At 63.5% G+C, this 25,119-nt stretch carries 24 protein-coding genes; 16 read left to right on the forward strand and 8 right to left on the reverse strand.

Going from position 1 to position 25,119, the window contains the following annotated elements; genetic code table 11:
- Positions 1–118: 118 nt before the first annotated feature.
- On the reverse strand, positions 119–841 hold the full coding sequence (lexA, locus tag FZF13_RS23090; protein WP_024924084.1) for a transcriptional repressor LexA: 723 nt from the start codon (positions 839–841) through the stop codon (positions 119–121).
- A gap of 334 nt (positions 842–1,175) precedes the next feature.
- Entirely contained in the window at positions 1,176–2,063 is an 888-nt protein-coding gene (locus FZF13_RS23095) for a LysR family transcriptional regulator (RefSeq protein WP_024924083.1), read from the reverse strand.
- Positions 2,064–2,188: 125 nt separating this feature from the next.
- Between FZF13_RS23095 and FZF13_RS23100 the strand changes: the two genes are divergently transcribed.
- A complete protein-coding gene (locus FZF13_RS23100; RefSeq protein WP_024924082.1) occupies positions 2,189–2,545 on the forward strand; it encodes an antibiotic biosynthesis monooxygenase in 357 nt (118 codons plus the stop codon).
- A 162-nt stretch (positions 2,546–2,707) separates the two neighbouring features.
- Here the strand turns inward: FZF13_RS23100 and FZF13_RS23105 are convergent, their stop codons facing one another.
- Genes FZF13_RS23105 through FZF13_RS23125 form a run of 5 tightly spaced genes read right to left on the reverse strand, consistent with a single transcriptional unit; the run spans position 2,708 to position 8,120 of the window.
- The gene (locus FZF13_RS23105) at positions 2,708–3,913 is read right to left on the reverse strand and encodes a molybdopterin molybdotransferase MoeA (protein ID WP_024924081.1); all 1,206 of its coding nucleotides are present in this window, start codon (positions 3,911–3,913) and stop codon (positions 2,708–2,710) included.
- Complete coding sequence (moaC, locus tag FZF13_RS23110) at positions 3,913–4,350, reverse strand: cyclic pyranopterin monophosphate synthase MoaC (RefSeq protein WP_051504900.1); 438 nt, start codon at positions 4,348–4,350, stop codon at positions 3,913–3,915. The genes FZF13_RS23105 and moaC overlap by 1 nt, the downstream gene beginning before the upstream one ends.
- Before the next feature lie 50 nt (positions 4,351–4,400).
- Positions 4,401–5,213 carry an indole-3-glycerol phosphate synthase TrpC gene (gene trpC, locus FZF13_RS23115; RefSeq protein WP_024924079.1) on the reverse strand — a complete coding sequence of 271 codons (813 nt, stop codon included), beginning with the start codon at positions 5,211–5,213 and terminating at the stop codon, positions 4,401–4,403.
- A 4-nt stretch (positions 5,214–5,217) separates the two neighbouring features.
- Positions 5,218–6,228 (reverse strand): anthranilate phosphoribosyltransferase, encoded by a 1,011-nt coding sequence (gene trpD, locus FZF13_RS23120; RefSeq protein ID WP_024924078.1) that lies wholly within the window; start codon positions 6,226–6,228, stop codon positions 5,218–5,220.
- Positions 6,225–8,120 (reverse strand): peptidyl-prolyl cis-trans isomerase, encoded by a 1,896-nt coding sequence (locus FZF13_RS23125; RefSeq protein WP_024924077.1) that lies wholly within the window; start codon positions 8,118–8,120, stop codon positions 6,225–6,227. Before FZF13_RS23125 ends, trpD begins: the two co-directional genes overlap by 4 nt.
- A 118-nt stretch (positions 8,121–8,238) precedes the next feature.
- Between FZF13_RS23125 and tpiA the strand changes: the two genes are divergently transcribed.
- From tpiA to FZF13_RS23150, 5 genes are all read left to right on the forward strand, one after another.
- On the forward strand, positions 8,239–9,006 hold the full coding sequence (gene tpiA, locus FZF13_RS23130; protein ID WP_024924076.1) for a triose-phosphate isomerase: 768 nt from the start codon (positions 8,239–8,241) through the stop codon (positions 9,004–9,006).
- A 141-nt stretch (positions 9,007–9,147) separates the two neighbouring features.
- Positions 9,148–9,624, forward strand: coding sequence for a preprotein translocase subunit SecG (gene secG / locus FZF13_RS23135; protein ID WP_024924075.1), 477 nt, complete (start codon positions 9,148–9,150; stop codon positions 9,622–9,624).
- A 431-nt stretch (positions 9,625–10,055) separates the two neighbouring features.
- Complete coding sequence (locus tag FZF13_RS23140) at positions 10,056–11,177, forward strand: L,D-transpeptidase (RefSeq protein ID WP_024924074.1); 1,122 nt, start codon at positions 10,056–10,058, stop codon at positions 11,175–11,177.
- Positions 11,178–11,315: 138 nt separating this feature from the next.
- Positions 11,316–12,953 carry a CTP synthase gene (gene pyrG, locus FZF13_RS23145; RefSeq protein WP_137900708.1) on the forward strand — a complete coding sequence of 546 codons (1,638 nt, stop codon included), beginning with the start codon at positions 11,316–11,318 and terminating at the stop codon, positions 12,951–12,953.
- Positions 12,954–12,969: 16 nt separating this feature from the next.
- Complete coding sequence (locus FZF13_RS23150; RefSeq protein ID WP_024924072.1) at positions 12,970–13,509, forward strand: DUF1697 domain-containing protein; 540 nt, start codon at positions 12,970–12,972, stop codon at positions 13,507–13,509.
- Between the two features lie 374 nt (positions 13,510–13,883).
- Here FZF13_RS23150 and FZF13_RS23155 read toward each other — a convergent pair whose 3' ends face one another.
- Entirely contained in the window at positions 13,884–15,332 is a 1,449-nt protein-coding gene (locus tag FZF13_RS23155; RefSeq protein WP_024924071.1) for an NCS1 family nucleobase:cation symporter-1, read from the reverse strand.
- 186 nt (positions 15,333–15,518) lie between these two features.
- Here FZF13_RS23155 and FZF13_RS23160 point away from each other — a divergent pair, with 186 nt between their 5' ends.
- The 10 genes from FZF13_RS23160 to FZF13_RS23205 all read left to right on the forward strand — a co-directional run bounded on the left by FZF13_RS23160 (position 15,519) and on the right by FZF13_RS23205 (position 25,106).
- Entirely contained in the window at positions 15,519–16,031 is a 513-nt protein-coding gene (locus FZF13_RS23160) for a GNAT family N-acetyltransferase (protein ID WP_024924070.1), read from the forward strand.
- 122 nt (positions 16,032–16,153) lie between these two features.
- Positions 16,154–17,056, forward strand: coding sequence for a VOC family protein (locus tag FZF13_RS23165; RefSeq protein ID WP_051504901.1), 903 nt, complete (start codon positions 16,154–16,156; stop codon positions 17,054–17,056).
- A complete protein-coding gene (kdsA, locus tag FZF13_RS23170) occupies positions 17,053–17,886 on the forward strand; it encodes a 3-deoxy-8-phosphooctulonate synthase (RefSeq protein ID WP_024924068.1) in 834 nt (277 codons plus the stop codon). The genes FZF13_RS23165 and kdsA overlap by 4 nt, the downstream gene beginning before the upstream one ends.
- Before the next feature lie 94 nt (positions 17,887–17,980).
- Positions 17,981–18,184, forward strand: coding sequence for a dodecin family protein (locus tag FZF13_RS23175; RefSeq protein ID WP_024924067.1), 204 nt, complete (start codon positions 17,981–17,983; stop codon positions 18,182–18,184).
- Between the two features lie 97 nt (positions 18,185–18,281).
- Positions 18,282–19,274, forward strand: coding sequence for an isopenicillin N synthase family dioxygenase (locus tag FZF13_RS23180; RefSeq protein ID WP_024924066.1), 993 nt, complete (start codon positions 18,282–18,284; stop codon positions 19,272–19,274).
- Between the two features lie 120 nt (positions 19,275–19,394).
- Positions 19,395–20,669 (forward strand): phosphopyruvate hydratase, encoded by a 1,275-nt coding sequence (eno, locus tag FZF13_RS23185; protein ID WP_024924065.1) that lies wholly within the window; start codon positions 19,395–19,397, stop codon positions 20,667–20,669.
- A gap of 122 nt (positions 20,670–20,791) precedes the next feature.
- Entirely contained in the window at positions 20,792–21,115 is a 324-nt protein-coding gene (locus tag FZF13_RS23190) for an FtsB family cell division protein (protein ID WP_024924064.1), read from the forward strand.
- A 175-nt stretch (positions 21,116–21,290) separates the two neighbouring features.
- Positions 21,291–22,331 carry a pyruvate dehydrogenase (acetyl-transferring) E1 component subunit alpha gene (pdhA, locus tag FZF13_RS23195; RefSeq protein WP_024924063.1) on the forward strand — a complete coding sequence of 347 codons (1,041 nt, stop codon included), beginning with the start codon at positions 21,291–21,293 and terminating at the stop codon, positions 22,329–22,331.
- A gap of 15 nt (positions 22,332–22,346) precedes the next feature.
- The gene (locus FZF13_RS23200; RefSeq protein ID WP_024924062.1) at positions 22,347–23,735 is read left to right on the forward strand and encodes a pyruvate dehydrogenase complex E1 component subunit beta; all 1,389 of its coding nucleotides are present in this window, start codon (positions 22,347–22,349) and stop codon (positions 23,733–23,735) included.
- Positions 23,736–23,753: 18 nt separating this feature from the next.
- Positions 23,754–25,106, forward strand: coding sequence for a pyruvate dehydrogenase complex dihydrolipoamide acetyltransferase (locus tag FZF13_RS23205; RefSeq protein WP_024924061.1), 1,353 nt, complete (start codon positions 23,754–23,756; stop codon positions 25,104–25,106).
- The last annotated feature ends 13 nt before the right edge of the window (positions 25,107–25,119 follow it).

The following is a 25,119-nucleotide window of genomic DNA, read 5'->3' on the forward strand; positions in this document are numbered from 1 at the left end:
AATTCGGCAAGACCGCGTCCACTAAACCGGCTCCGCGACATTTCAGCGGAGGAAAGAGACCTGCTACGAGCGCTTGGAGCCGGCTCCGAGCGCGTCGAGCCGACCTGTTCCGGCCTCATTAATAGCGGCGGATCAGGCCGACCAGCTTGCCTTGCACCTTGACCCGGTCCGGCCCGAAAATGCGGGTTTCATAGGCCGGATTGGCGGCCTCCAGCGCAATCGACGCGCCCTTGCGGCGGAAGCGCTTCAGCGTCGCTTCCTCCTCGTCGACCAGTGCCACGACGATCTCGCCGGGATTGGCGGTGTTGGCATTGCGGATGATGACCGTGTCGCCGTCGAAAATGCCGGCCTCGATCATCGAATCGCCTTTGACCTCAAGGGCATAGTGGTCACCGCCCGAAATCATGTCAGGCGGCACCGAGATGGAATGCGTGCGGTGCTGGATGGCGTCGATCGGCACACCGGCGGCGATGCGGCCCATGACGGGAATGGAAACGGCGGAGCCGGCATCGTCGTCATTGCTGGCCGACTGCGGGCGCTGCGGCTCCTTGGCCGCCGGGCGGCCGAGGCTGCCTTGGATGACGGCCGGCGAAAACCTCCTGGCCGCGTTGAGGCCGGGCGCGATGGAATCGGGCAGACGCAAAACTTCGAGCGCCCGGGCCCGGTTCGGCAGCCGGCGGATGAAGCCGCGCTCTTCCAGAGCGGTGATCAGGCGGTGGATGCCGGACTTCGATGCAAGATCGAGCGCCTCCTTCATCTCGTCGAAAGAGGGTGGGATGCCGCTTTCTTTCAGTCGTTCGTGGATGAAGAGCAGAAGCTCGTGTTGCTTGCGTGTCAGCATTGTCACCCCCAGGGGACTGGAACCGGAATCAGTAAAACAAACCCGGAACAAACACTATCTGTTCCATTTGTGTTCCGCAACCATTTAAAGTTTAATGAATCTGTTGACGCTTTGTTCAGCCTGATGCCGCCGGAACTCGATCTCGACTTTTTCGTCGCGCCGGGGCGAGTGGCTTTGCAAATGGCAGAATCGAGGCGCCACTGCATGGTTGAGCAGAACAGGCGCGCGGTGTGAAGAGCCCGGGCCTGCAACAAAGGCACGGCCCGGCCGGATTGTGCCAAGCCGGCCGACAAAGACGTTGCTGCTACGCGTCCCGCGCCTTCCAGCCTGGTGATTACTCGGCAAAAAGATTCGCAGCCATGTAGTCGACAAAAACCCGAACCTTGGGCGAGAGGTATCGGTTGGTCGGCCAAAGGATCCGAAACGTCCCGGCCTCGCTAAGGTAGTCTTCCAGTAGCGGCACCAGCTTTCTCTCGGCCAGGCCTGAGGATACGGCAAACGGCGGAAGGCATGTGATGCCGAAAGATCGTTCGGCGAGATAGATCAATGGTTCCAACGTGCTGGCGACCGTGGTGACGGGAAGGTCGAGCTTCAGCTCGCGTCCATCGCGCGCCAGCGGCCACGGTTCGAGCCGTCCCGAATTCGCGAAGCGATGATGCAGGCACCGATGCAGGAGGAGGTCCTCCGGCACACTCGGCCTGCCGTTTTCGGCGAGATATTCGGGTGCCGCGACAATCATGTGCCTGAATGTCCCGAGCTTGCGGCTCATCAGGCGCGTGTCCTTGACGTCGCCCGTTCGAACGACGGCGTCGAAACCCTCCTCGATGACATCGACAAGCCGGTCGGTGAAATCGAGATCGAGGTTGATCTGCGGATATGTTGCCATGAAAGCCGACAGCGTCGGCATCAAAAGCATGCCGGCCAGGGGAAGGCTCACGCGAAGCTGCCCGCGCGGGGTCGCCTGCGACCGCGACAGCTGGGCCTGAGCTTGTTCGAATTCCGCCTGGATGCGCCGGCAGCTGTCGAGGAAAAAACTGCCTTCCTCGGTCAGCGCCATACTGCGCGTCGAGCGGTGAAAAAGGCGCGCGCCCATCTCGTCCTCGAGCCGCAGGATGGCCTTGCCGACAGCGGAACCCGACAGGCCGAGCCGTTGCGCAGCGCTCGCGAAACTTCCCGCCTCGGCCACCTGAATGAAAATGCCAAGCGTTCCAAGCGTATCCATGGAGAGTCAATTCCGGAAAAAATATCCGATGTGATGAGAATACCGGACCATTTATCCGATATTTCCGTCCCGATATCCAGATGCCGTCGCGCACAGTCCGCCGCGATCCTCAAATGGAGATACGCATGACCACCCAATCGAACGCCGCCTTCGCGGCCACTCCCCAGCCAACGACCTTCATCGTCAACGTCATCCACGCCCACCCCGGAAAGCAGGAGGAGGCTTTCGCCATCATCCAGGACGTCGTGCACTATGTCGCCGAACGCAAGGAAGGTTTCCTCTGGAGCACGCTGGCCAAGAGCACGGACGGACAAACGGTCGTGAATGTCGAAGCGATCCAGGGCGCCGGCGATGTCGACACGTTCTTCTCCGATCCAGTCTTCGTGGAGAAGTTCCGCAAGCTGGACGCGGTGTCCAAAAGCGAATTTCACACCTACACCGTCGGCGATCTCGTGCTGCCGAAGCGCGTGGCGGCGACCTGATTCACCTAACGATGCCGCGCGCGACGGTTCGAGAATCGGGATCGGTGTTCGGTAAAAACAACGCGTAAATTCAAGGGATTAAAGAGCTTTTTGTACGTCCGAGGCGGACGTGCGGCGGCTTGAAAACAGTTCTTCGCTGCCGCCAGTTTTTTGCTCCGCTCGTCAGCGCAGCATCAGCACCTGGCAGGGCTCGCCGGCGATAGCGGCGGCGGCGAAGGGCGGGCGCACGATCAGCCCGTTGGCATCGGCCAGCGTGCGCAGCATCGAGGAGTCCTGGATGCCCAACGGGGTGGCGATGAGGGCGCCAGCGCGCTCCTCCACGACCGCGCGAACATAATCCTGGCGCCGATCATTAGCCGGCATATTACTTGCCAGTTTCACCTCGCGCATGTCTTGCCTGAAGAGGCGCCCGCCGAGGCGGGCGAGCAGCGGTTTCAGGAACAGTTGCGAGCAGACCAGGCTGGCGACCGGATTGCCGGGCAGGCCGATGCAGCGAATGGCGCCCATGCGGCCGAACAGCAGGGGCTTGCCGGGGCGCATGGCGAGCTTCCAGAAGTCGAGCGTCATGCCTTCGCCGGTCAGCACGTCGTGGACCAAATCGTGGTCGCCCACCGAGGCGCCGCCCAGCGTGACGATGATGTCGGCACCGGCGTCGACGGCATGCCTGACCAAAGCGGCGATCGCGTCCTTGCGGTCGGCGGCGATGCCGAGGTCGAGCGCCCTGGCGCCCACCGCCTGCGCCGCGGCGGCGACGCCATAGGCGTTGGACGAGATGATCTGGCCGGAACCAAGCACGCTGCCCGGCGGCAGCAATTCGTCGCCGGTGGCGATGATGGCGACCAGCGGCCGGCGAACGACAGCCACCGTGGGGTGATTGGCGGAGGCGGCAAGCGACAAAGCGGCGGCGTCAAGCAGCCGGCCTTTGTCGAGCAGCACGTTGCCGCTCTCGAAATCCAGGCCCTTGCGGCGCACATTGCGCCCTTCGGCGGTCGGCTCCAGAAGTTCGACCGTGCCGTCGCCGAGATTGCGCACGTTTTCCTGAATGACGACGGTGTCGGCGCCGGCCGGCAGCGGCGCTCCGGTGAAGATGCGCACGGTCTCGCCGGGTCCCACCGTTCCGGTGAATCCGCGGCCCGCCGGCGCCTGGCCGATCACCGTGAGGCGACCCGCCGCAGCCGCCACGTCCGCGCCGCGGGCGGCATAGCCGTCCATGGCGGAGGCGTCGAAAGGCGGTTGCGTGCGCAGCGCCACCAGCGGCTCGGCCAGAACCCGGTCATAAGCCTCGGCAAGCGGGATGGTTTCGGCGGGCAGCGGCATGGCGTCGCCGAGAAGGCGCGCCAGCGCGTCGTCGACCGGCACCAGCGACATCAGGCACCCGCCTTGTAGTCGCCGGATTTGCCGCCGGTCTTCTCGACCAGCCGGATACCGGAAATGGTCATGGCGCGGTCCACCGCCTTCGCCATATCGTAGATGGTGAGGCAGGCGACCGAGGCGGCCGTCAGCGCCTCCATCTCGACACCGGTCTTGCCGGTGACGCGCGCCAGCGCCGTTACCTTCAGGCCGGGAAGGGCGTGGTCCGGCTCGATATCGACCGAAACCTTGGTCAAAAGCAGCGGATGGCAGAGCGGGATCAGTTCATGCGCCTTCTTGGCGGCCATGATGCCGGCGATGCGGGCGGTGCCCAGCACATCGCCTTTCTTGGCATTGCCCGCAAGGATCATGGCGAGCGTGTCGGCCTGCATGGCAACAAAACCTTCGGCCACCGCAGTGCGAACCGTCTCGGCCTTGTCGCCGACATCGACCATATGCGCCTCGCCCTGAGCGCCAAGATGGGTGAGGGCGCTGCCGGCCACGGTCAGAGGGCCTCGGCCCTGGCGTCGAGCCCGAGAAGCGTGCGCGTGGCGCCGGTCACGTCGGCCTGTCGCATCAGGCTTTCGCCGACCAGGAAGGTGCCGATGCCGCTCTTTTCCATGCGGCGGCAGTCTTCATGGGTGAAGATGCCGCTTTCGCTGACCAGCAGGCGCCCGTCCGGCACCATGCCGGCGAGGCGCTCCGAGGTTTCGAGGCTGGTCTCGAAGGTGCGCAGATTGCGGTTGTTGATGCCGATGAGGCGCGAGCGCAGTTTCAGCGCCCGCGTCGTTTCTTCCTCGTCGTGAACTTCGATCAGCGCGTCCATTCCGAGCGAGAAAGCGGTTTCCTCGAGCTCGGCGGCCAGCCCGTCGTCGACGCTTGCCATGATGATGAGGATGGCGTCGGCGCCCCAGGCACGCGCTTCGTAGACCTGATAGGGATCGAACAGGAAATCCTTGCGCAGCGCCGGCAGGTTACAAGCCTTGCGCGCCTCGGTCAGGAATTCCGGCGCGCCCTGGAACGACGGTGCGTCGGTCAGCACCGAGAGGCAGGCAGCGCCGCCCGCCTGGTAGGCGCGCGCCAGCGCCGGCGGATCGAAATCGGCGCGGATCAGCCCCTTGGACGGGCTCGCCTTCTTGATCTCGGCGATCAGCGCGAAGGCGCCGGCCGCGCGTTTTGTCTCCAGCGCCGCCAGGAAACCCCGCGGGCGGTCGGCATCGGCGGCGCGCACCTTCATCTCGGCCAGCGGCACGCGCGCCTTGGCGGCGGCGATCTCGTCGCGCTTGTAGGCTTCTATCTTGCGCAGGATATCGGCCATGGCCCTACTCGTTGGAAACCTTCACCAGCCGGTCGAGCACCGCCTTGGCCTTGCCGCTGTCGATGGCGGCGACCGCTTGCGCGATGCCGTCCTCCAGCGTCGCCGCCTTGCCGGCCACCACCAGTCCGGCGCCGGCGTTCATCAGCACTGTATCACGATAGGCGCCCGGCGCCCCGGCCAGCATGCGGCGCAGCGCCTCGGCATTGTAGGCGGCGTCGCCGCCGCGCAGATCCTGTTTCGAATGCCGCTTGAGACCGACCATCTCGGGCGTCAGCTTGAAGCTACGGATCGCGCCGCCAACCAGTTCGGCCACCTCGGTCTCGCCGGTGGTGGTGATCTCGTCATAGCCGTCGCCATGCGCAACCCAGGCATGGTCGGCGCCCAGCGCCTTCAATGTCTCGGCCACTGGCAAAATCCATTCGGGCGCGAACACGCCGACCATCTGGCGGGTGACGCCGGCCGGGTTGGACAGCGGTCCGAGCAGGTTGAAGATGGTGCGGGTGCCGAGTTCGCCGCGCACCGGGCCGACATGTTTCATGGCCGGGTGATGCGACGGCGCGAACATGAAGCCGACGCCGGCCTTGGCGATGCAGTGGCCGATGGCCTCCGGCGTCAGGTCGAGCTTGATGCCGAGGCCGGTCAGCACGTCGGCCGAACCGGTCTGCGAGGACAGGCCGCGATTGCCATGCTTGGCCACCGGCACGCCGGCGCCGGCGATGACGAAGGCCGAGGCGGTCGAGATGTTGAGCGAATGCGAGCCGTCGCCGCCGGTGCCGACGATGTCGATCGCGCCGGCCGGCGCCTCGACGCGCAGCATCTTGTCGCGCATGGTGGCGACCGCGCCGGAAATCTCGCTCACCGCCTCGCCGCGCACGCGCAGCGCCATCAGGAAGCCACCGATCTGGCCGGGCGTCGCGTCTCCCGACATGATGATGTCGAAGGCCTCGCGCGCCTCCTCGAAGGACAGCCTGTGCCCGGCCGCCACGCGGGCGATATGGGGCTTCAGCGCGCTCATTGGACCTGCTGGGCCTGCGAAACGGCTGTCTGGTCGACGCGCACCTCGAACTGCGTCCGCAGCTGTGCCACGAGTTCGTCGAGCAGGTCGTCGGACATGCCCGAGGCGAAGGTCTTCTTGACGTCGTCGGGCATGGTGTTGGCATCGACGCCGGCCGGCTCGAACACTTCGGCGACCTTGAACAGGATCTTGGCGGCGCCGGTCGGTGCCGAAACGACGCCCGAGCCGCCTTCGCCGACGGCGAACATGGCGGAGGTGCCGTCCTTGCCGAAATCGGCGTCGTCGGTCTCGCGCTTGAGGCCGCGCTTGGTCTGCTTCTCCAGTTTGAGTTCGCCGGCGACGGTTTCGAGCGTGGCCCCAGCCTTGACGCGCTTTTCCAGCTCGTCGGCCTTGGCGGTCAGGCGCTTGTCGGCTTCGGCCAGCGTCCAGTCGGCGACCACCTTCTGACGCACTTCGTCGAGCGGACGGTCGCGGGCAGGGGTGACGCCGTTCAGTTCATAGAACACATAGCCGTTGTCGGCGGTGGTCAGGCCTTCGTTCTCGATGCCCTGACCGGCGTCGAACACGGCGCGGATCAGCGCCACCGATTCCGGCAGGCCGGTGACCACGGTGGCGTCCGGCCGCTGACCGGTGCGGTCGAGGGCGTCGACGGTGGTTACCTTGAGCTTCAGCTTCTCGGCCGCTTCCTTCATGGTGGCGCCGCCGGCGCGGGCGTCCTCATAGGCGTCGTGGGTGTCGAGCAGGATGCGGCTCGCCTCGTTGACGGCCAGTTCCTTGCGGATCTCGGCTGTGACTTCCGCGACCGGCTTCACCACTTCCGGCTTGATCTCGGTGACGCGCACCAGCACCGGGCCGAAGGCGCCCTGGATGACCTGGCTGACCTCGTTGGCGTTCAGCGCGAAGGCCGCCTCGGCCACCGCCTTGTCGCCGATCTTGTCCTTGGAGAGCGTGCCCAGAAGCGTGTCGGCCGGCGTCTTGCCCTCGGCGGTGATCAGCTTGTCGAAGGTGCCGCCGCTCTTCAGCGAATCGACGGCAGCCTTGGCGGCTTCCGGCGATTTGTAGACGAGCTGCTGGATGGTGCGGGTTTCAGGCGTCGTGTAGCGCGCCTTGTTCTTCTCGTAGTCGTCCTTGATCTGCTGCTCGGTCACCGCGGAGAGGTCCATGATGTCCTCGGGCTCGAGGCGCACATAGGAGAACTTGCGGTATTCGGGCGCGGCGTATTTCTTCTTGTTGGCCTCGAAATAGGCCCTCAGGTCGCTGTCGGACGGCGGATTGATCGGCTCAACCATCGCCTTCGGCAGCACCAGATAGTCGACGGTGCGGTCCTCGCCGCGATAAAGGGCGACAGCCTTGAGGAAGGTGTCCGGCGCCTTCATGCCGTCGGAGACGGCCTCGACGATCTGCTGGCGGGTGGCCACCTGCATGCGGTTCTTCAGATAGTCTTCCGGACGCATGCCGATCTGGCGCAGCACATAGTCGAACATGCGGCGGTCGAACTGACCGTCGGCGCCCTTGAAGGCGGCGTCCTCGCGGGTCAGCTCGGCGATGCGGTTTTCCGAAAGGCCGAGGCCGAGCTTGCGCGCCTGCTCGTCCAGCACCGCGCCGGAGACCAGCTGCGACAGAACGCGATTCTCGACGCCCAGCTGCTTGGCCTGTTCGCGCGTCAGCCGCTGGCCGAACTGCTGCGACATGACGTTGATCTCGCGGTCATAGGCGAGGCGGTATTCGGTGACGGAGACGGAAGTGCCGCCCGTGGTCAGCACACTGTGGTGGCCGGCGATGGTGCCCATCATGCGGCTGGAGATGCCCCAGACGGCGAAACTCACCACCAACAGGGAGAGCAGCGCTTTCGCGACCCAGGTTCCCGCCGCGTTCCGCAATGTAGAGAGCATGTCGTTGTCCAAATTAAATCAAGCCAAGCGCAATAGCGTCCTTCACGCCCACTGTCGATTGCTTTGTGGCCTGATTTTGGTAGGGAAGACCGCGACAGACCGGCCGGAGATCACAAGAATGACACCAGGAATACGCCCTCTCGTGGCAGGCAACTGGAAGATGAACGGAACCAGCGCCTCGCTTCCCGAACTGCGCTCCATCGGCCAGGGCTTCATCAACGGGCTCGACGCCAGGACCGACGCGCTGGTCTGCGTGCCGGCGACCTTGCTGTCGCGCGCCGCCGAAACGGTTTCCGGAACGCCGGTTCACGTCGGCGGCGAGGATTGCCATGCCAATCAGAGCGGCGCCCATACCGGCGACGTCTCGGCCGAGATGCTGAAGGATGCCGGCGCCAGCCATGTCATCGTCGGCCATTCCGAGCGCCGCACCGACCATGGCGAGAGCGACGCCACCGTCCACGCCAAGGCCGAGGCCGCCTGGCGCGCCGGGCTGGTCGCCATCATCTGCGTCGGTGAAACCCGCGCGCAGCGCGAAAGCGGCGCGACGCTCGATGTTCTGTCCACGCAGGTCGCGGGTTCGGTGCCGTCCAGCGCGACAGCCGCCAATGCGGTGCTCGCCTATGAGCCGGTCTGGGCGATCGGTACCGGCCTGACGCCGACGGCCGCGGATGTGGCTGAGGCCCATGCCCATATCCGCGAAAAGCTCGCCGAAAAGCTCGGCCAGGCGGCCGCGGCCAAGATGCGCATTCTTTATGGCGGCTCGGTCAAGCCATCCAACGCGGTCGAACTGCTTGGCGTCGCCAATGTCGACGGCGCGCTGGTCGGCGGCGCCAGCCTCAAGGCGGCCGATTTCCTTGGCATCGCCGAGGCCTATCGCAACCTCTGACGGCGTGCTTTTCGGTTGCAAAGCCGGCACCGGTCCCCATATTCCGGTGCCGGGCTTGGAAATGCCATCAAAGCGTTGTAAGAGCCGCCACCTGTTCACCGGTCGCCGCTGGCGCCCAAGCCAGCTTTGCCAAGGTAGACAATGCAAACAGTCCTGATCGTCGTCCATCTCATGATCGTGCTCGCGCTTGTCGGCGTCGTGCTTCTGCAGCGTTCGGAAGGCGGCGGTCTCGGCATCGGCGGCGGTTCCGGCTTCATGACCGCCCGCGGTGCCGCCAACGCGCTGACCCGCGCGACGGCGATCCTCGCGGCACTGTTCTTCGCCACTTCGCTGATCCTGTCGATCTCGGCGCGTTACGGCGGCAAGGCGACCGATTTCCTCGACCGCGCTCCGGTGACGCAGCAGACCGGCGGCAAGGGCGTTCTCGACAAGCTTCCGGGCCAGGTCACTCCGGCTGCTCCGGCAGGCACTGCCGCCCCGGCTTCGGGCGACGGCGCCGCCAAGCCGCAATCGACGGCTCCGGCCGCGCCGACCGGCGATGGCGCGGCGACCACCGCTCCGGCTGGCACCGCTCCCGCCCCGGCACAGCCGGCGCAGCCGCAGGTTCCAAACCAGTAAGCGAACAGGCGCGCGGCGCTCCAGCGGCCGCGTTGTCCAATCCAGAAACGCCCGTGGGACCGACCGGTCCGGCGGGCGTTTTTATTTGCTCGTCCACGCTGCGGCGGCGAATGGCACGCGCGGCGCTGGCCCTTCGGGAAATCCAGGGAAGGGTGCTGGCGCGGGACGGGCGCGGGCTGTCCGTCCCGATTCTGGACAATAGCCAGGCAAACAACGCCGGCGCTGGCACAGTAATGTTGCGATCTGTTGTCGTTTGAACACAGTCGCGGCAAATGCGCGGCAATCACGAAGATTCGATCTCATCTGTGTGCCGTTGGCGCTTGAGCAGGTGCCGGCTGTTCGATTATAGCGAAATTGCGGCAATTGAGGCACCTTCCGGGCGCCCGCTGTTGCCGTGGGCAACACGCATTTCTTCTGGACGGAACCTCGCCATGCGGCTTCGCAGTTTCATTCTCGCCGGCCTTTGTGCCGTGCTCACCCTTGGTGCGCCTGCTTATGCGGCCGCGCCAGCCAATACCAAGGCAGCCAAGGCGGATATCGCCAAGACCAAGAGCGCCGCTGTCGAGCTGAAACAGCTCAAGAAGAAAAAGAAGCCGACCGAGGCCGATCTCGCCCGCATCCAGGAACTGGAGAAGCAGGTCCGGGTCGAGCGCGAACTGGCCAAGGAAAAAGTGCTCGAAGCCCGCAAGATGGCCATGCGCGAGGCCGCCAAGGCCAAGGCGGATGCCGCCCGTCAGGAATTCCTGACCAAGAAGGGTCAGAAGCCGGTCGTTCAGGACGCCGACGCCGAAGACGCCAAGTCGGCCAAGAAGCTGGTGAAACTTGAAACCGCAAAGCCGGTACAGCCGATCCCCGCTGTCGTGGAAGAGCCGCTGACGCCAGAAGCACAGGACGTCGTTTCAAACGGCAACAATGGCGAGCTGCGCAGCGAGCCGCGCCCGGGTGAAACCGCTACGCGTCCCAACAACGGCCTGTTCGCCGGTCTGTTCGGCGGTGCTGCCGGCTCGTCTTCGATGTCCATGCTGCCGCAGACGCGCGCGCTCGACGCCGCGCTCGACCGCAAGCAGTCCAAGAAGCCGTTCAAGGTGAAGCCGGAATACGAACCGCAGGAAGTGGCGTTCACCGGCTACGAGCCCGGTACCATCGTCATCAACACCGAAGAGCGCCGGCTCTATCTGGTCGAATCCTGGGGCACGGCTCGCCGCTACGCCATCGCGGTCGGCAAGGAAGGCCTGCAGTACAAGGGCATGACCACCGTCGGCGACAAGCAGGAATGGCCGCGCTGGATCCCGACCAAGGACATGCAGGAACGCGAGCCGAAGAAATACGGCCAGTACAAGGACGGAATGCCCGGCGGCGGTGCGAACCCGCTCGGCGCCCGTGCCATCTACCTCTATGACGGCAAGAAGGATACGCATCTGCGCATCCACGGCACGATTGCGCCGCAGTCGATCGGCACCAGCGCCTCCAATGGCTGCTTCCGCATGATCAACGACCACGTCATCGAGCTCTACAACCGCGTCAAGATGGGCACCAAGGTCGTCGTCCTGTAACGCGGTACACACAATTGGCGAAAGGGCCGGCTCCAGCCGGCCCTTTTGTTTTGGCTGCGTTCCGGCAGCCTTCATCTCCGGGAAAAACCATGCGCGGCGGTTTTTCCACTGGCGGAATCAATTCAGCCGCGCTAAGCGATGGTTCCCATGGCCCGATATGTATTCATCACCGGCGGCGTGGTTTCTTCCCTTGGAAAAGGCATTGCCGCAGCGGCTCTTGGAGCCCTGTTGCAGGCGCGCGGCTACCGCGCGCGCATCAAAAAACTCGATCCCTACCTCAATGTAGACCCCGGCACGATGTCGCCTTACCAGCATGGCGAAGTGTTCGTGACTGACGATGGCGCCGAGACCGATCTCGATCTCGGCCATTACGAGCGTTTCACCAACCGCTCGGCCAATCACAACGACAACATCACCACTGGTCGCATCTACAAGAACATCATCGAGCGCGAGCGGCGCGGCGACTATCTGGGCGCGACCGTGCAGGTCATTCCGCACGTCACCGATGAGATCAAGAATTTCGTGCTCGATGGCAATGACGACTACGATTTCGTGCTGTGCGAGATCGGCGGCACGGTGGGCGACATCGAGGCGATGCCGTTCCTGGAGGCGATCCGCCAGCTCGGCAACGACCTGCCGCGCAACAATGCCGTCTATGTGCACCTGACGCTGATGCCCTATATCCCGGCGGCCGGCGAACTGAAGACCAAGCCGACGCAGCATTCGGTCAAGGAACTGCGTTCGATCGGCATCGCGCCCGACATCCTGCTCGTGCGCGCCGACCGCTCGATCCCCAAGGAAGAGCGGCGCAAGCTGTCGCTGTTCTGCAATGTGCGCGAATCGGCCGTCATCCAGGCGCTCGATGTCGGCCACATCTACGATGTGCCGATGGCCTATCACAATGAAGGGCTGGACACGGAAGTGCTTGCCGCCTTCGGCATCGAGCCGGCGCCGAAGCCGCGCATGGAGCCTTGGCAGGGCGTGGCCGAGCGCATCCACAATCCCGAGGGCGAAGTCACCATCGCCATCGTCGGCAAATATACCGGCCTCAAGGACGCCTATAAGTCGTTGATCGAGGCATTGTCGCATGGCGGTCTTGCCAATCGCGTCAAGGTCAAGCTCGACTGGATCGAGAGCGAGGTGTTCGAGAAGGAAGACCCGGCTCCGTTCCTGGAGAAGGTGCACGGCATTCTGGTGCCGGGCGGTTTCGGCGAACGCGGTTCGGAAGGCAAGATCCTGGCGGCCAAGTTCGCGCGCGAACGCAAGGTGCCGTATTTCGGCATCTGCTTCGGCATGCAGATGGCCTGCATCGAGGCGGCCCGCTCGCTGGCCGGCATCGACAAAGCGTCCTCGACGGAGTTCGGCCCGACCAAGGAGCCGGTCGTCGGCCTGATGACCGAGTGGCTGAAGGGCAACATGCTGGAGAAGCGGCAGTCCGCCGGCGACCTCGGCGGCACGATGCGGCTTGGCGCCTATGAAGCGCGGCTGGAATCCGGCTCGAAGATCTCCGACATCTACGGCGACACAAAAATTTCCGAACGCCACCGCCACCGCTACGAAGTCAACATCGACTACAAGCAGCGGCTGGAGGAATGCGGGCTGGTGTTCGCCGGCATGTCGCCCGACGGCGTGCTGCCAGAGACGGTCGAATATCCCGACCATCCCTGGTTCATCGGCGTCCAGTATCATCCGGAATTGAAGAGCCGGCCGCTGGAACCGCACCCGCTGTTCTCCTCCTTCATCGAGGCGGCGATCGCGCAGAGCCGTTTGGTCTGAAGATAAGGGTAGGGCAGTGCGGACCTATATTGCGCTGCTCTATTCCATCGTGCTCACGCCGCAGCGCCGCGTGGTGATGGCCGACCTCAAGGCGATGGCCGAGGGGCTGGGCTTCGCAAACCTGCGCACGCTCGCCGCCAGCGGCAATCTGGTGTTCGATGCACCCGAAACGCCGATAGCCGAGCTGGAAAGCCGGCTGGAGGCGGCTTTTCCCAAAACCTTCGGCCGGCATGTCGACATCATCGTGCGCGACGCAACCGGCTGGCTGGCGCTGGCCGCCGGCAACCCGTTCCCGAACGAGTCTCTCGAGGCCGCCGACCAGGTTGCGGTCCGCGTCATGCGCCGACCGGCGCCGGCGGCCGAAATCGGTTCGCTCAAGGCCTATGCGGCAGCGGACGAGAAGATCGCGATCGTCGGCGGCGACATCTGGATCGTGTTTTCGCGGGAGCGACCGAATTCGCGCCTGCTGTCCGCCGTCGGCCACAAACGCCTCGGCATCGGCACCTCGCGCAACTGGAACACCGTGCGCAAATTGGCCGAGATTCTAACTCCGTAATCTTTTACTTACACATGAAATCCAGGGTGCTCGGCGAGAAGGGCCGGGGCCGCCGCGCCAGTTTCGCCGGTTGCGCATTCGGGGCAGCCAAAGTGAAGCCAAGGCACGCGACTTTGAAACCGTTTGACCCGATTTTGCAGTCATTTGGCTCAAGGTGAATAAATCCGCGGGCCGTTTCAGGGCCCTTGATCGGCAAATCATTGAAAGCGAACGCGTTAGTTTTTTCACCGCGTCCCCGGCCGGGCGTCGATGTCCACATCGGAGGCCTGGACCGGACATATCCATTCCGGACGCGGTCGTGAAAAACGGCAAGAAAAAGGGCGGAAAACGCGGCAATCGCGCCTCCGCCCGTCGAGGTTGGGAGAGCAAAAATCCTAGGCTTTGACCGGCACGGCGGCTGAGGCCGAGCGCAAGATGTAGTAGATGACCCCGGCAATGGCGACGCCGAAGAACCAGCCATAGACACCCCACCATACCGGCAGCCAGTTGGTGAAATTGGGCAGGATGGACGAGAAGACAGCGCCGATGCCGGCCGCGATGAAGGCGTTGACGTGCCAGCCGCCCTGGAAGCGGAACTCGCCATCCTCGCGGTAGAGTGCCTCGACATCGACCTCGCCTTTTCGGATCAGGTAGTAGTCGACCATCATCACCCCGAAGATCGGGCCCATGGTAGCGCCGATGATGCCGACAAAGCTCGCCGCGCTGCCCTCCCACGGTGCGAAGGGATAGAGGATAAGCGCAATCAAGGCAGCGATATAGCCGCCTTTCTTGAAGTCGATCTGGCGCGGGAAGACGTTGGAGAAATCAAAGGCCGGCGAGACGAAGTTCGCCACCACATTGATGCCGAGCGTCGCCACCGCGAAGGTCAGCGCGGCAAGCAGCGCCAGGAACCAGCTATCGAATTTTGCCGATATCTGGTCGGGATGCAGCAGCACTTCGCCATAGACATCATAGGCCGCGATGGTCGTGACGCCGGCGACCAGCGAGAACAGGATCAGGTTGACCGGCAGGCCCCAGATGTTGCCCTTGCGCAGCGCCGCCTTGTCCGGCGCATAGCGGGCGAAATCACAGAAATTCAGGTAAAGCGCCGAGAAATAGGTGACCCAGATGGCCGCGACGCCGAACAGCGCCGTCCATGAGCCTGGATCGCCCGGAATACCGGCGTCCTTGGTCTTTTCACGCAGCACGTCGAGCGGGATGTCGCTGGTGAAGGCGAATTTCCCTGATTTTACACAGAGATAGATGGCCAGGATCAGCATCATGATCCACACCGCCGGTCCGGCCCAGTCCTGGAAACGTCGCACCGTCTCCATGCCTTTCTGGATGATAAGCAGCTGCAGCGCCCAGATGACGACGAAGCAGATCACTTCCAGCGTTGAGTGGCCGAGCAGGTGGTTGTTCTGGTGGAAGGCGAGCATGCCTTCGTTGCGGATCAGCAGCGCGACGATGGCACCGGAGGCGGCGGCCGTCTGCGCGCCGTACCAGAAACAGGCGACAATGGCGCGCACCAGCGCCGGCACGTTTGCGCCCCAGATGCCGAAGGAAGCCCGGGCGAGCACGGGGTAGGGCACGCCGGTCTTGACCCCGGCATAGCCGACGAGGTTCATCAGCGCGTAGATGATCAGCGAGCCGATACCAATGGCGATGATGAAGTTGAAAAAGCCGCCGCAAAAAAGGAACAGACTGGCGGCCAGATAGTATCCCCACAGACTGTGGACGTCGGAAGTCCATACGTTGAAGATCGAGAATGGCCCCCAATTGCGGACCTTGGCGGGCGCCAGATCCTCATTGTAAAGGCCGGGCGAAGCTCCTTTGATGGTCATAGTTGTTCCCTCTCATGACCTTGTTTTTTTGTAGTGCAGGTTAGGTCTGACGTTGGGTAAGGGGAAGAAAATGATTTGCCGGGTTTTCCGAAAAAGATATTCAACGAGAAACAGGGTTATCGGCTAGCGATTCTGCGCTCGCCGGCCACGCGGTTGAGTCGTCGAGAACTGCCGAGGATGGCTTGAATGATTGTCGCGCAGGACGGCACTGTTACGCTGAAAACCTGGTCTTCCAGGGATTTCGACATCCTCGAACGCTGCAATACGCCAGCGGAAAAGCAGCACATAGGCGGTCCTGAAACACCTGAAAAGCTGGCCGATCGCCACCGGCGCTACCTGGAGAGCACCGCTCCAGGCGAAACCCGGATGTTCAAGATATCGTTCGATGGGGCAGGCGCCGGCTCGGTCGGCTATTGGCGGAAAACCTGGCAGGATCAGCCAGTCTACGAAACCGGTTGGGCGGTCGTGCCTGAATTGCAAGGCCGTGGCCTCGCTGCCAGGGGGACCGGCCTGCTGATCGGCGTGTTGCGCGGTGAGGCGCGGCATCGTTATCTGCACGCCTTCCCGTCGCCCGATAATTTCGCTTCCAACGCGATCTGCCGCAAACTCGGTTTTGTCCTGATGGGCGAACATGATTTCGAATACCCGCCGGGCAAGCTGATGCGCAGCAACGACTGGCGTTTTGACCTGCAGTCGTAGGCTGTTACTTACCAATCGTCGGGCAATTCCACCGTTCACGTCACGCGGTTGACGCAGGGGCGTGGCAGGGAATGCGGCCGGAGCGCGATTGCGCCGCCATTTCGCTTGAACCGGCAGCCAGAATGATGCACACCGCCGCCAACATGCACCGACCAGCCCATCCGCTCGATCATATCGTGCTGCCGACTGAAAGCCTCGGCGCGGCAGAGGCTCGGCTCGCCGCTCTCGGATTCACCGTGGCGCCGCGTGGCATACATCCTTTCGGCACCGAGAATTGCTGCGTTTACCTGGCTGACGGCACCTTTCTCGAGCCGTTGGCCGTGGGTGATGCCGAGGTCGCCGCGCAGGCAATCATGGCCGGCAACGTCTTTGTCGCCCGCGACCACACCTATCGCGAAGAGCATGGCGCCGAAGGGTTTTCGGCCATCGTCTTCGGTACCGAAGATGCCGACGCCGACCATCGTGCCTATGTCGAGGCGAATATTTCGGCCGGCGAAAGGCTCGATTTTTCGCGCCCCTTCACCGACCGCTCCGGCAAGAGCGACACGGTTTCATTCCGGCTGGCTTTCGCCTCCGGGCGCGATACGCCGGACGCCTTCGTCTTCGCCTGCCAGCGTGTCAATGCCCCCAAGGTCGACCGGGCCGCACTGCAAGCGCATGCCAACGGCGCCGTTGCAATCCGCGGCGTTGTGGCGGTGAGCGACGATGTGGCGAGGCTGCGCAAGCTGCTCGCTATTGCCGCGGGCGCGCCCAACAAGGCCGCTGTGGCGGAAAGTCGGCTGGCTCTGCCCAATGCCGATATCGAGTTGATGCACGGGGCGGAGTATGAGGCGAAGTTCGGTCTTGGTGCCGGCGCGCGTTCGGCTTTGCGTTTCGTCGCCGTGGTCTTCGCGACCGCCGATCTTGTTGCGACCGAACGTCTGCTTGTGTCCGCGCATGTAAAACACCATCTGCGCGATGGCCGGCTTGTGGTGCCCCAAGCAGACGGCCAGGGTGCAGCCTTCATCTTCGAGGAACGGACATGACCAAACCCAATGCCAAAGTGACCGTCGGCAAGACACTGTTTGCCAATGACGCGCCGCTGTCGCTGATTGCCGGTCCATGTCAGTTCGAGTCGCGCCAGCATGCTTTCGACATGGCCGGCAAGCTGAAGGAACTCACGCAGAAACTCGGCATCGGTTTTGTCTATAAATCTTCCTTCGACAAGGCCAACCGCAGCTCGCTGTCCAGCACGCGCGGCGCCGGTCTCGAGGCAGCATTGCCGGCCTTTTCAGACCTCCGCAAGGAACTCGGCGTAACAATCCTCACCGACGTCCACACTGAAGAGCAGTGCGCGATCGTGGCGCCGCATGTTGACGTGTTGCAGATCCCGGCGTTCCTGTCGCGCCAGACCGACCTGTTGGTGGCTGCAGCCAAGACCGGCAAGGTCATCAACGTCAAGAAGGGACAGTTCCTGGCGCCGTGGGACATGAAGAATGTCGTGAGCAAGGTGACCGGTTCGGGCAACGCCAATGTGCTGGTGACGGAGCGTGGTGCCTCCTTCGGTTACAACACGCTGGTCTCCGACATGCGCGCGCTGCCGATCATGGCCGAGATTGGCGCGCCGGTGATTTTCGACGCCACCCATTCCGTGCAGCAGCCGGGCGGGCAGGGTGCCACCTCCGGCGGCGAACGTCGTTTCGTCGAAACCCTGGCCCGGGCCGCTGTGGCTGTGGGTGTCGCAGGTGTCTTCGTCGAGACGCATGAGGACCCCGATAATTCGACCTCGTCGGACGGGCCGAACATGGTGCCGTTCAAGGACATGCCGGCGCTGCTTGAGCGGCTGATGGCTTTCGACCGCATCGCCAAGGGCTGACGGCGGCGACCCTGTATCGACTACCCTTGCTTGCGAGCGCTGGCGGCCGGTTGTAGGCTCGCCCGGCAAATTGGCTCGTCGTCAGGAGTAGGATATGTCCGTCGCCCGCGTTACCGAGATCACTGCATCATCCAAGAAGAGCTTCCAGGACGCCATCGAGAAGGGCGTCGAGCGCGCTTCCAAGACGCTTAAGAATGTCGAGGGTGCCTGGATCCAGGACCAGAAGGTCGTGGTCGAGAACGGCAAGATCGTCGCCTACCGGGTCAACATGAAGGTCACCTTCATCCTCGCCGAGTGATCCCAAGCAGCAAGCCTGGAACAACGCTTCCTCGTTGAAGCGCCGCCAAGCGCAACGTTATGCTCCAACCAGAACAAAAATCTGAGGGGAGTGGAAAATGGTTGCGACGGCGTTTCCGGTCTTCGATCTTTCGCGTTTCGAGGCGGCGGATACGGCTGGGCGCAAGGCGCTTGGCCGCGAGGTCGACGCGATCTGCCGGGAAACCGGCTTTCTCGCAATCAGCGGCCATTCGGTACCGCCGGCGGTGATCGACGCCGTCTGGTCGAAGGCCAAAGCCTTTTTCGATCGGCCGCCGGAAGCCAAGGAAAAGGTGAGGGCGCCCTATCCCGGCTATCCCTATGGTTATCTCGGTCCCGGCGTAGAGGCGCTGGCGAGGTCCAAGGGTGCTGACACGCCGCCGGATTTGAAGGAAAGTTTCAATGGCGGTCCGCTCTCGGTGCCCGAGGGGCTGACCGATCCGCAGGCGCTGTCCTTCTGCTACGCCGAGACGATCTGGCCGGATGCGCCGGATGGTTTCGTCGAAGCGTGGAAAGCCTATTACACCGCCATGGAAGATCTGGCGGCGCGCATCATGCGCGTCTTCGCCGTCGCGCTCGACCTGCGGGAAGACTATTTCGAGCCGATGATCGATCGGCCGATCAGTGCCTTGCGGGCGTTGAACTATCCCGAGACCGACACCCCGCCGCTGGTCGGCCAGCTGCGCGCCGGCGCCCATACCGACTATGGCAGCCTGACCATCCTTCTGCCGCAGCCGGGTTCGGGCGGCCTGCAAATTTACACGCCGGAAGGGGAATGGCGCGAGGTGCCGCCGGTAGCGGGCGCCTTCGTCATCAACATCGGCGACCTGATGGCGTTGTGGACCAACGACCGCTGGGTTTCGACACTGCACCGTGTCGTCAATCCCGATGTCGGTGCGGCCAAATCGTCCAGGCGCCAGTCGCTCGCCTTCTTCCATCAACCCAACTGGCACCAGGAGATCGCCTGCCTGGATACCTGCCTGAAGCCGGGAGAGGTGCCGCGCTACCAGCCCGTGCAGTCCGGTCCCTACCTGATGGGGAAATTCAGCGCGACGGTGAAGCCGGCAGCCTGACAAAGGCCGAAAACTGGCTTTTAGCGCGTTGCGTTTCGCGGGGCTTGGGCTATTGAGTTTGCGCAGCGTCACCCGCCGGTGAGCCCCGCATTTTGTCCTCATCCCAAGCAGGAGCCTCAAATGACCGCCATCATCGACATAGTTGGCCGTGAAATCCTCGACAGCCGCGGCAATCCGACGGTCGAGGTCGATGTCGTCCTCGAAGACGGTTCGATGGGTCGTGCCGCAGTGCCATCCGGTGCCTCCACCGGTGCGCATGAGGCGATGGAGTTGCGCGACGGCGGTCCGCGCTATCTCGGCAAGGGTGTCGAGCGCGCCGTCGAGGCCGTCAATGGCGAGCTGTTCGAGGCGATCGGCGGCATGGAGGCCGAACACCAGATCCAGATCGATCAGACCATGATCGAGCTGGACGGCACGCCGAACAAGAGCCGGCTGGGCGCCAACGCCATTCTCGGCGTCTCGCTCGCCGTGGCCAAGGCTGCGGCCGAGGCATCCGGCCTGCCGCTCTACCGCTATGTCGGCGGCCCGAACGCCCGCGTGCTGCCGGTGCCGATGATGAACATCATCAATGGCGGCGCCCATGCCGACAATCCGATCGACTTCCAGGAATTCATGATCATGCCCGTCGGCGCGCCGACGCTGCGCGACGCCGTGCGTTGGGGTTCGGAAATCTTCCACACGCTGAAGAAGGGCCTGAAGGAAGCCGGCCACAACACCAATGTCGGTGACGAGGGCGGTTTCGCACCGAACCTGAAGAGCGCCCAGGCCGCGCTCGATTTCGTCATGGCCTCGATCGAAAAGGCCGGCTTCAAGCCGGGCCAGGACGTGGCGCTGGCGCTCGATTGCGCTGCGACGGAGTTCTTCAAGGGCGGCAACTACGTCTATGAAGGCGAGAAGAAGACCCGCGATCCCAAGGCGCAGGCAAAATATCTCGCCAAGCTCGCCGCCGACTATCCAATCATCTCGATCGAGGACGGCATGGCTGAGGACGATTGGGAAGGCTGGAAGTATCTGACCGACCTGTGCGGCAAGAAGGTGCAGCTGGTGGGCGACGACCTGTTCGTCACCAATTCGGCGCGCCTGCGCGATGGCATCAAGATGGGCGTCGCCAACTCGATCCTGGTCAAGGTCAACCAGATCGGCTCGTTGACCGAGACGCTTGATGCGGTGGAGACTGCGCACAAGGCCAGCTACACCGCCGTCATGTCGCACCGTTCGGGCGAGACCGAGGATTCGACCATCGCCGACCTCGCCGTCGCCACCAATTGCGGTCAGATCAAGACCGGCTCGCTGGCACGTTCGGACCGCACCGCCAAGTACAACCAGCTGATCCGCATCGAGGAAGAGCTCGGCAAGCAGGCACGTTACGCCGGCACGTCGATCCTCAGAGCCTAATCAGGCAAATCCAGCCTCAACGAAGGGCGGGCCTGAGGCCCGCCCTTTTTGCATCCGCGGCCTCGCCGTAACCCTCCATTAAGCACAATCGGGCGACAAGAGGTGGACGAGGAGTCGCGCCGATGTGGACACGCCAGCACAAGCAGACAAATGCCGGACGGCTGATCGTGCCGTCCCTGTGCGCGCTGTTCTTGAGCTATTTCGGCTATCATGCCTATCATGGCGCGTTCGGCATCAATTCGAAGGCCAAACTCCAGGCGCAGGTCGCGGGCTTGCAAGAACAGCTGGCGTCGGTGAAAGCGCGCCGCATGGAAATCGAGCAGCGGGTCCGGCTTCTGCATGACGGCTCGCTGGAGAAGGATATGCTGGACGAGCAGGCGCGCCGCACGCTGAATGTGACGAGCGCCGACGAGCTCGTCATCATGCTGCCGACGAAATCGAATTAACCGAAAGTCGGTTAATCAAGGTTATTTTCAATATTTCTAATCGCTTACGTGCATGTCAGCCATGCATTTTTCCGCATGGCGGAACGGCAGCTTGCATGTTAGCCTTTTCTCCAATCGGTGGGGAGAGGCAAGCTGCTCCCCCGTGTCCGCGAAGAGACGCAACAGGGAGTGAAGCATGGCAACCGCCGCCAGAAAAGCGCCTGCCAAATCCAAATCCGACGGCAAATTGCCGAACCTCTCAGCTCCAAAACCGTTAGACTTTTCAAAGGAGCAGGAACTCTCCGCCTACCGCCTGATGCTGTTGATGCGCCGCTTTGAAGAAAAGGCCGGCCAGCTCTACGGCATGGGTTTCATCGGCGGCTTCTGCCATCTCTATATCGGTCAGGAGGCTGTCGTCACTGGTCTCAAAATGTCGCTGATCGAAGGCGACCAGATGATCACCGCCTATCGCGACCACGCACATATGCTGGCCATGGAGATGAGCCCGCGCGGTGTGATGGCCGAGCTGACCGGACGCCGTGGAGGCTACTCCAAGGGCAAGGGCGGCTCCATGCACATGTTCTCCAAGGAAAAGAATTTTTACGGCGGTCACGGCATCGTCGGCGCGCAGGTGTCGCTGGGCACGGGCCTCGCCTTCGCCAACCGCTATCGCGGCAACAAGAATGTCTCGGTGACCTATTTCGGCGACGGCGCCGCCAATCAGGGCCAGGTCTACGAAAGCTTCAACATGGCCTCGCTGTGGAAGCTGCCGGTCATCTATGTGATCGAGAACAACCGCTATGCCATGGGCACCTCGGTGACGCGCTCGTCGGCCGAGACCGACTTCTCGCAGCGCGGTCTGTCGTTCCGCATCCCCGGCATCCAGGTCGATGGCATGGATGTGCGCGCGGTAAAGGCCGCTGGGGAGCTCGCTACAGAATGGTGCCGCGCGGGCAACGGCCCGATCATCCTCGAAATGCAGACCTATCGCTACCGCGGCCACTCGATGTCGGACCCGGCCAAGTACCGGAGCAAGGAGGAAGTGCAGAAGATGCGCTCCGAGCACGATCCGATCGAACAGGTCAAGGCGCGCCTGGCCGCCAAGAAATGGGCGAGCGAGGACGATCTCAAGGCCATCGACAAGGACGTGCGCGACATCGTCGCCGACGCCGCCGACTTCGCCCAGACCGATCCCGAGCCGGATGCGTCCGAGCTCTGGACGGACATCACGATCTAAGGGGAGGGTGCGACCATGCCGATCGAAATTCTCATGCCCGCGCTCTCGCCGACCATGGAAGAGGGCAATCTGTCGAAATGGCTGAAAAACGAGGGTGACAAGGTCGCCCCGGGCGACGTCATTGCCGAAATCGAGACCGACAAGGCGACCATGGAAGTGGAAGCCGTCGACGAAGGCACGCTCGGAAAGATCCTGATCGCCGCCGGTTCCGAAGGCGTCAAGGTCAACACGCCGATCGCGATGCTGTTGCAGGACGGCGAAAGCGCCGGTGATATCGGCAAGGCGGCCGCACCGGCCAAGGCCGAGGCGCCGGCCGTAGCCGAGCCAGCGCCGGCTCCGGCCGAGAAGCTGGCCGCCGCTCCCGTCGCCGCGGCGCCGAAAGCGCAGATCGCGGCCGATCCCGATATTCCGGCCGGAACCGAAATGGTTTCCACCACCGTGCGCGAAGCCTTGCGCGATGCCATGGCCGAGGAAATGCGCCGTGACGCGGACGTCTTCGTCATGGGCGAGGAAGTCGCCGAATACCAGGGTGCCTATAAGATCACCCAAGGCCTGCTACAGGAATTCGGCCCGCAGCGCGTGGTCGACACGCCGATCACCGAGCACGGCTTTGCCGGCGTCGGGGTCGGTGCCGCGATGACGGGCCTCAAGCCGATCGTCGAATTCATGACCTTCAACTTCGCCATGCAGGCGATCGACCAGATCATCAACTCGGCGGCCAAGACGCTTTATATGTCCGGCGGCCAGATGGGTGCGCCGATCGTGTTCCGCGGCCCGAACGGGGCAGCGTCGCGCGTGGCGGCCCAGCACAGCCAGGACTATGGCGCCTGGTACAGCCACATTCCCGGCCTCAAGGTCGTGCAGCCTTATACGGCGGCCGACGCCAAGGGGCTGCTCAAGGCAGCGATCCGCGACCCCAACCCGGTCATCTTCCTGGAAAATGAAATCCTCTACGGCCACTCCTTCGACGTGCCGAAAATGGACGATTTCATTCTGCCGATCGGCAAGGCGCGCATCCACAAGGTGGGCAAGGACGTCACCATTGTTTCATGGGGCATCGGCATGACCTACGCGGTCAAGGCCGAGGCGGAACTGGCCAAGCTCGGCATCGACGCCGAGATCGTCGATTTGAGAACCATCCGCCCGATGGATATCGATACCATCATCGCCTCGGTGAAGAAGACCAATCGCCTGGTCACGGTGGAGGAAGGTTTCCCGCAGTCCTCGGTCGGCGACTACATCGCCAACCAGGTGTCGCGCCGGGCTTTCGACTATCTCGACGCGCCGGTCATCACCGTCGCCGGCAAGGACGTGCCTATGCCCTATGCCGCCAATCTCGAGAAGCTGGCGCTGCCTAATGTCGCGGAAGTGATCGAGGCGGTGAAAGCCGTCACCTATCGCTGATCTGGCCGGGAGGACAACATGCCGATCAACATCACCATGCCGGCCCTCTCGCCCACCATGGAGGAGGGCAATCTTGCCAAATGGCTGGTCAAGGAAGGCGACAAGGTTTCGCCGGGCGACGTGATCGCCGAGATCGAGACCGACAAGGCGACGATGGAAGTCGAAGCCGTCGATGAAGGTACCGTTGCCAAGCTGGTTGTGCCGGCTGGCAGCGAGGGTGTAAAGGTCAACGCCGTGATCGCCATCCTGGCCGCCGAAGGCGAGGATGCCGGTGCCGCCGCCAAGGGTGGTGCAGTACCCGCCAAGGCGGAGGCGCCCAAGGCGGAAGCGCCGGCCGAAGCTCCGACAGCTCAAACCGCTGCGGCAGCGCCAGTTGCACCGAAGCCGGTTGCGAATGGGGCGGCACCTGTTGCCGCCGGCGAGCGCACTTTCGCGTCGCCGCTCGCTCGTCGCATTGCGAAGGATGCCGGCGTCGATGTCTCCGCCGTCACCGGTTCCGGCCCGCATGGGCGCGTGGTGAAGGCGGATGTCGAGGCGGCGCTTGCCGGTGGTGGCGTGGCCAAGGTCGCGCCTGCTCCGGCCGCAGCACCTGCCGTTGGCGGTGCACCGGCTGCCAAGCCGATGTCGGACGAGGCGGTGCTGAAACTGTTCGAGCAGGGTTCCTACGATCTCGTCCCGCACGACAATATGAGGAAGACCATCGCCCGGCGTCTGGTCGAGGCGAAGTCGACCATCCCGCATTTCTATCTCACACTCGATTGCGAGCTGGATGCGCTGTTGAAACTGCGTTCCGAGCTCAATGCCGCCGCCCCGATCAAGAAGACCGACAAGGGCGACGTGCCAGCCTACAAGCTCTCGGTCAACGACATGATCATCAAGGCGATGGCGCAGGCGCTGGTTGCCGTGCCCGATGCCAACGCCTCGTGGACCGAGACCGCGATGGTCAAGCACAAGCATGCCGATGTCGGCGTGGCGGTGTCGATCCCGGGCGGGCTGATCACGCCGATCGTCAGGAAGGCGGATCAAAAGACCTTGTCCGTCATCTCCAACGAGATGAAGGATCTGGCAAAACGGGCGCGCGACCGCAAGCTGAAGCCGGAAGAGTATCAGGGCGGCACGACGGCTGTCTCGAACCTCGGCATGTTCGGTATCAAGGACTTTGCCGCCGTCATCAATCCGCCGCATGCGACGATCCTGGCGGTGGGTGCCGGCGAGGAGCGGGCGGTGGTCAAGGGCGGCGAAGTGAAGATCGCCACCGTGATGTCCGTTACCCTTTCGACCGACCACCGTGCCGTCGACGGTGCGCTGGGTGCCGAACTGCTCGGTGCCTTCAAGCGCATCATCGAAAACCCGATGGCTATGTTGGTTTAGGCGGCCGGGTTGG

Origin of the sequence: Mesorhizobium terrae (assembly GCF_008727715.1) — a bacterium.
In the GTDB taxonomy this organism is placed as follows: Bacteria; Pseudomonadota; Alphaproteobacteria; order Rhizobiales; family Rhizobiaceae; genus Mesorhizobium; species Mesorhizobium terrae.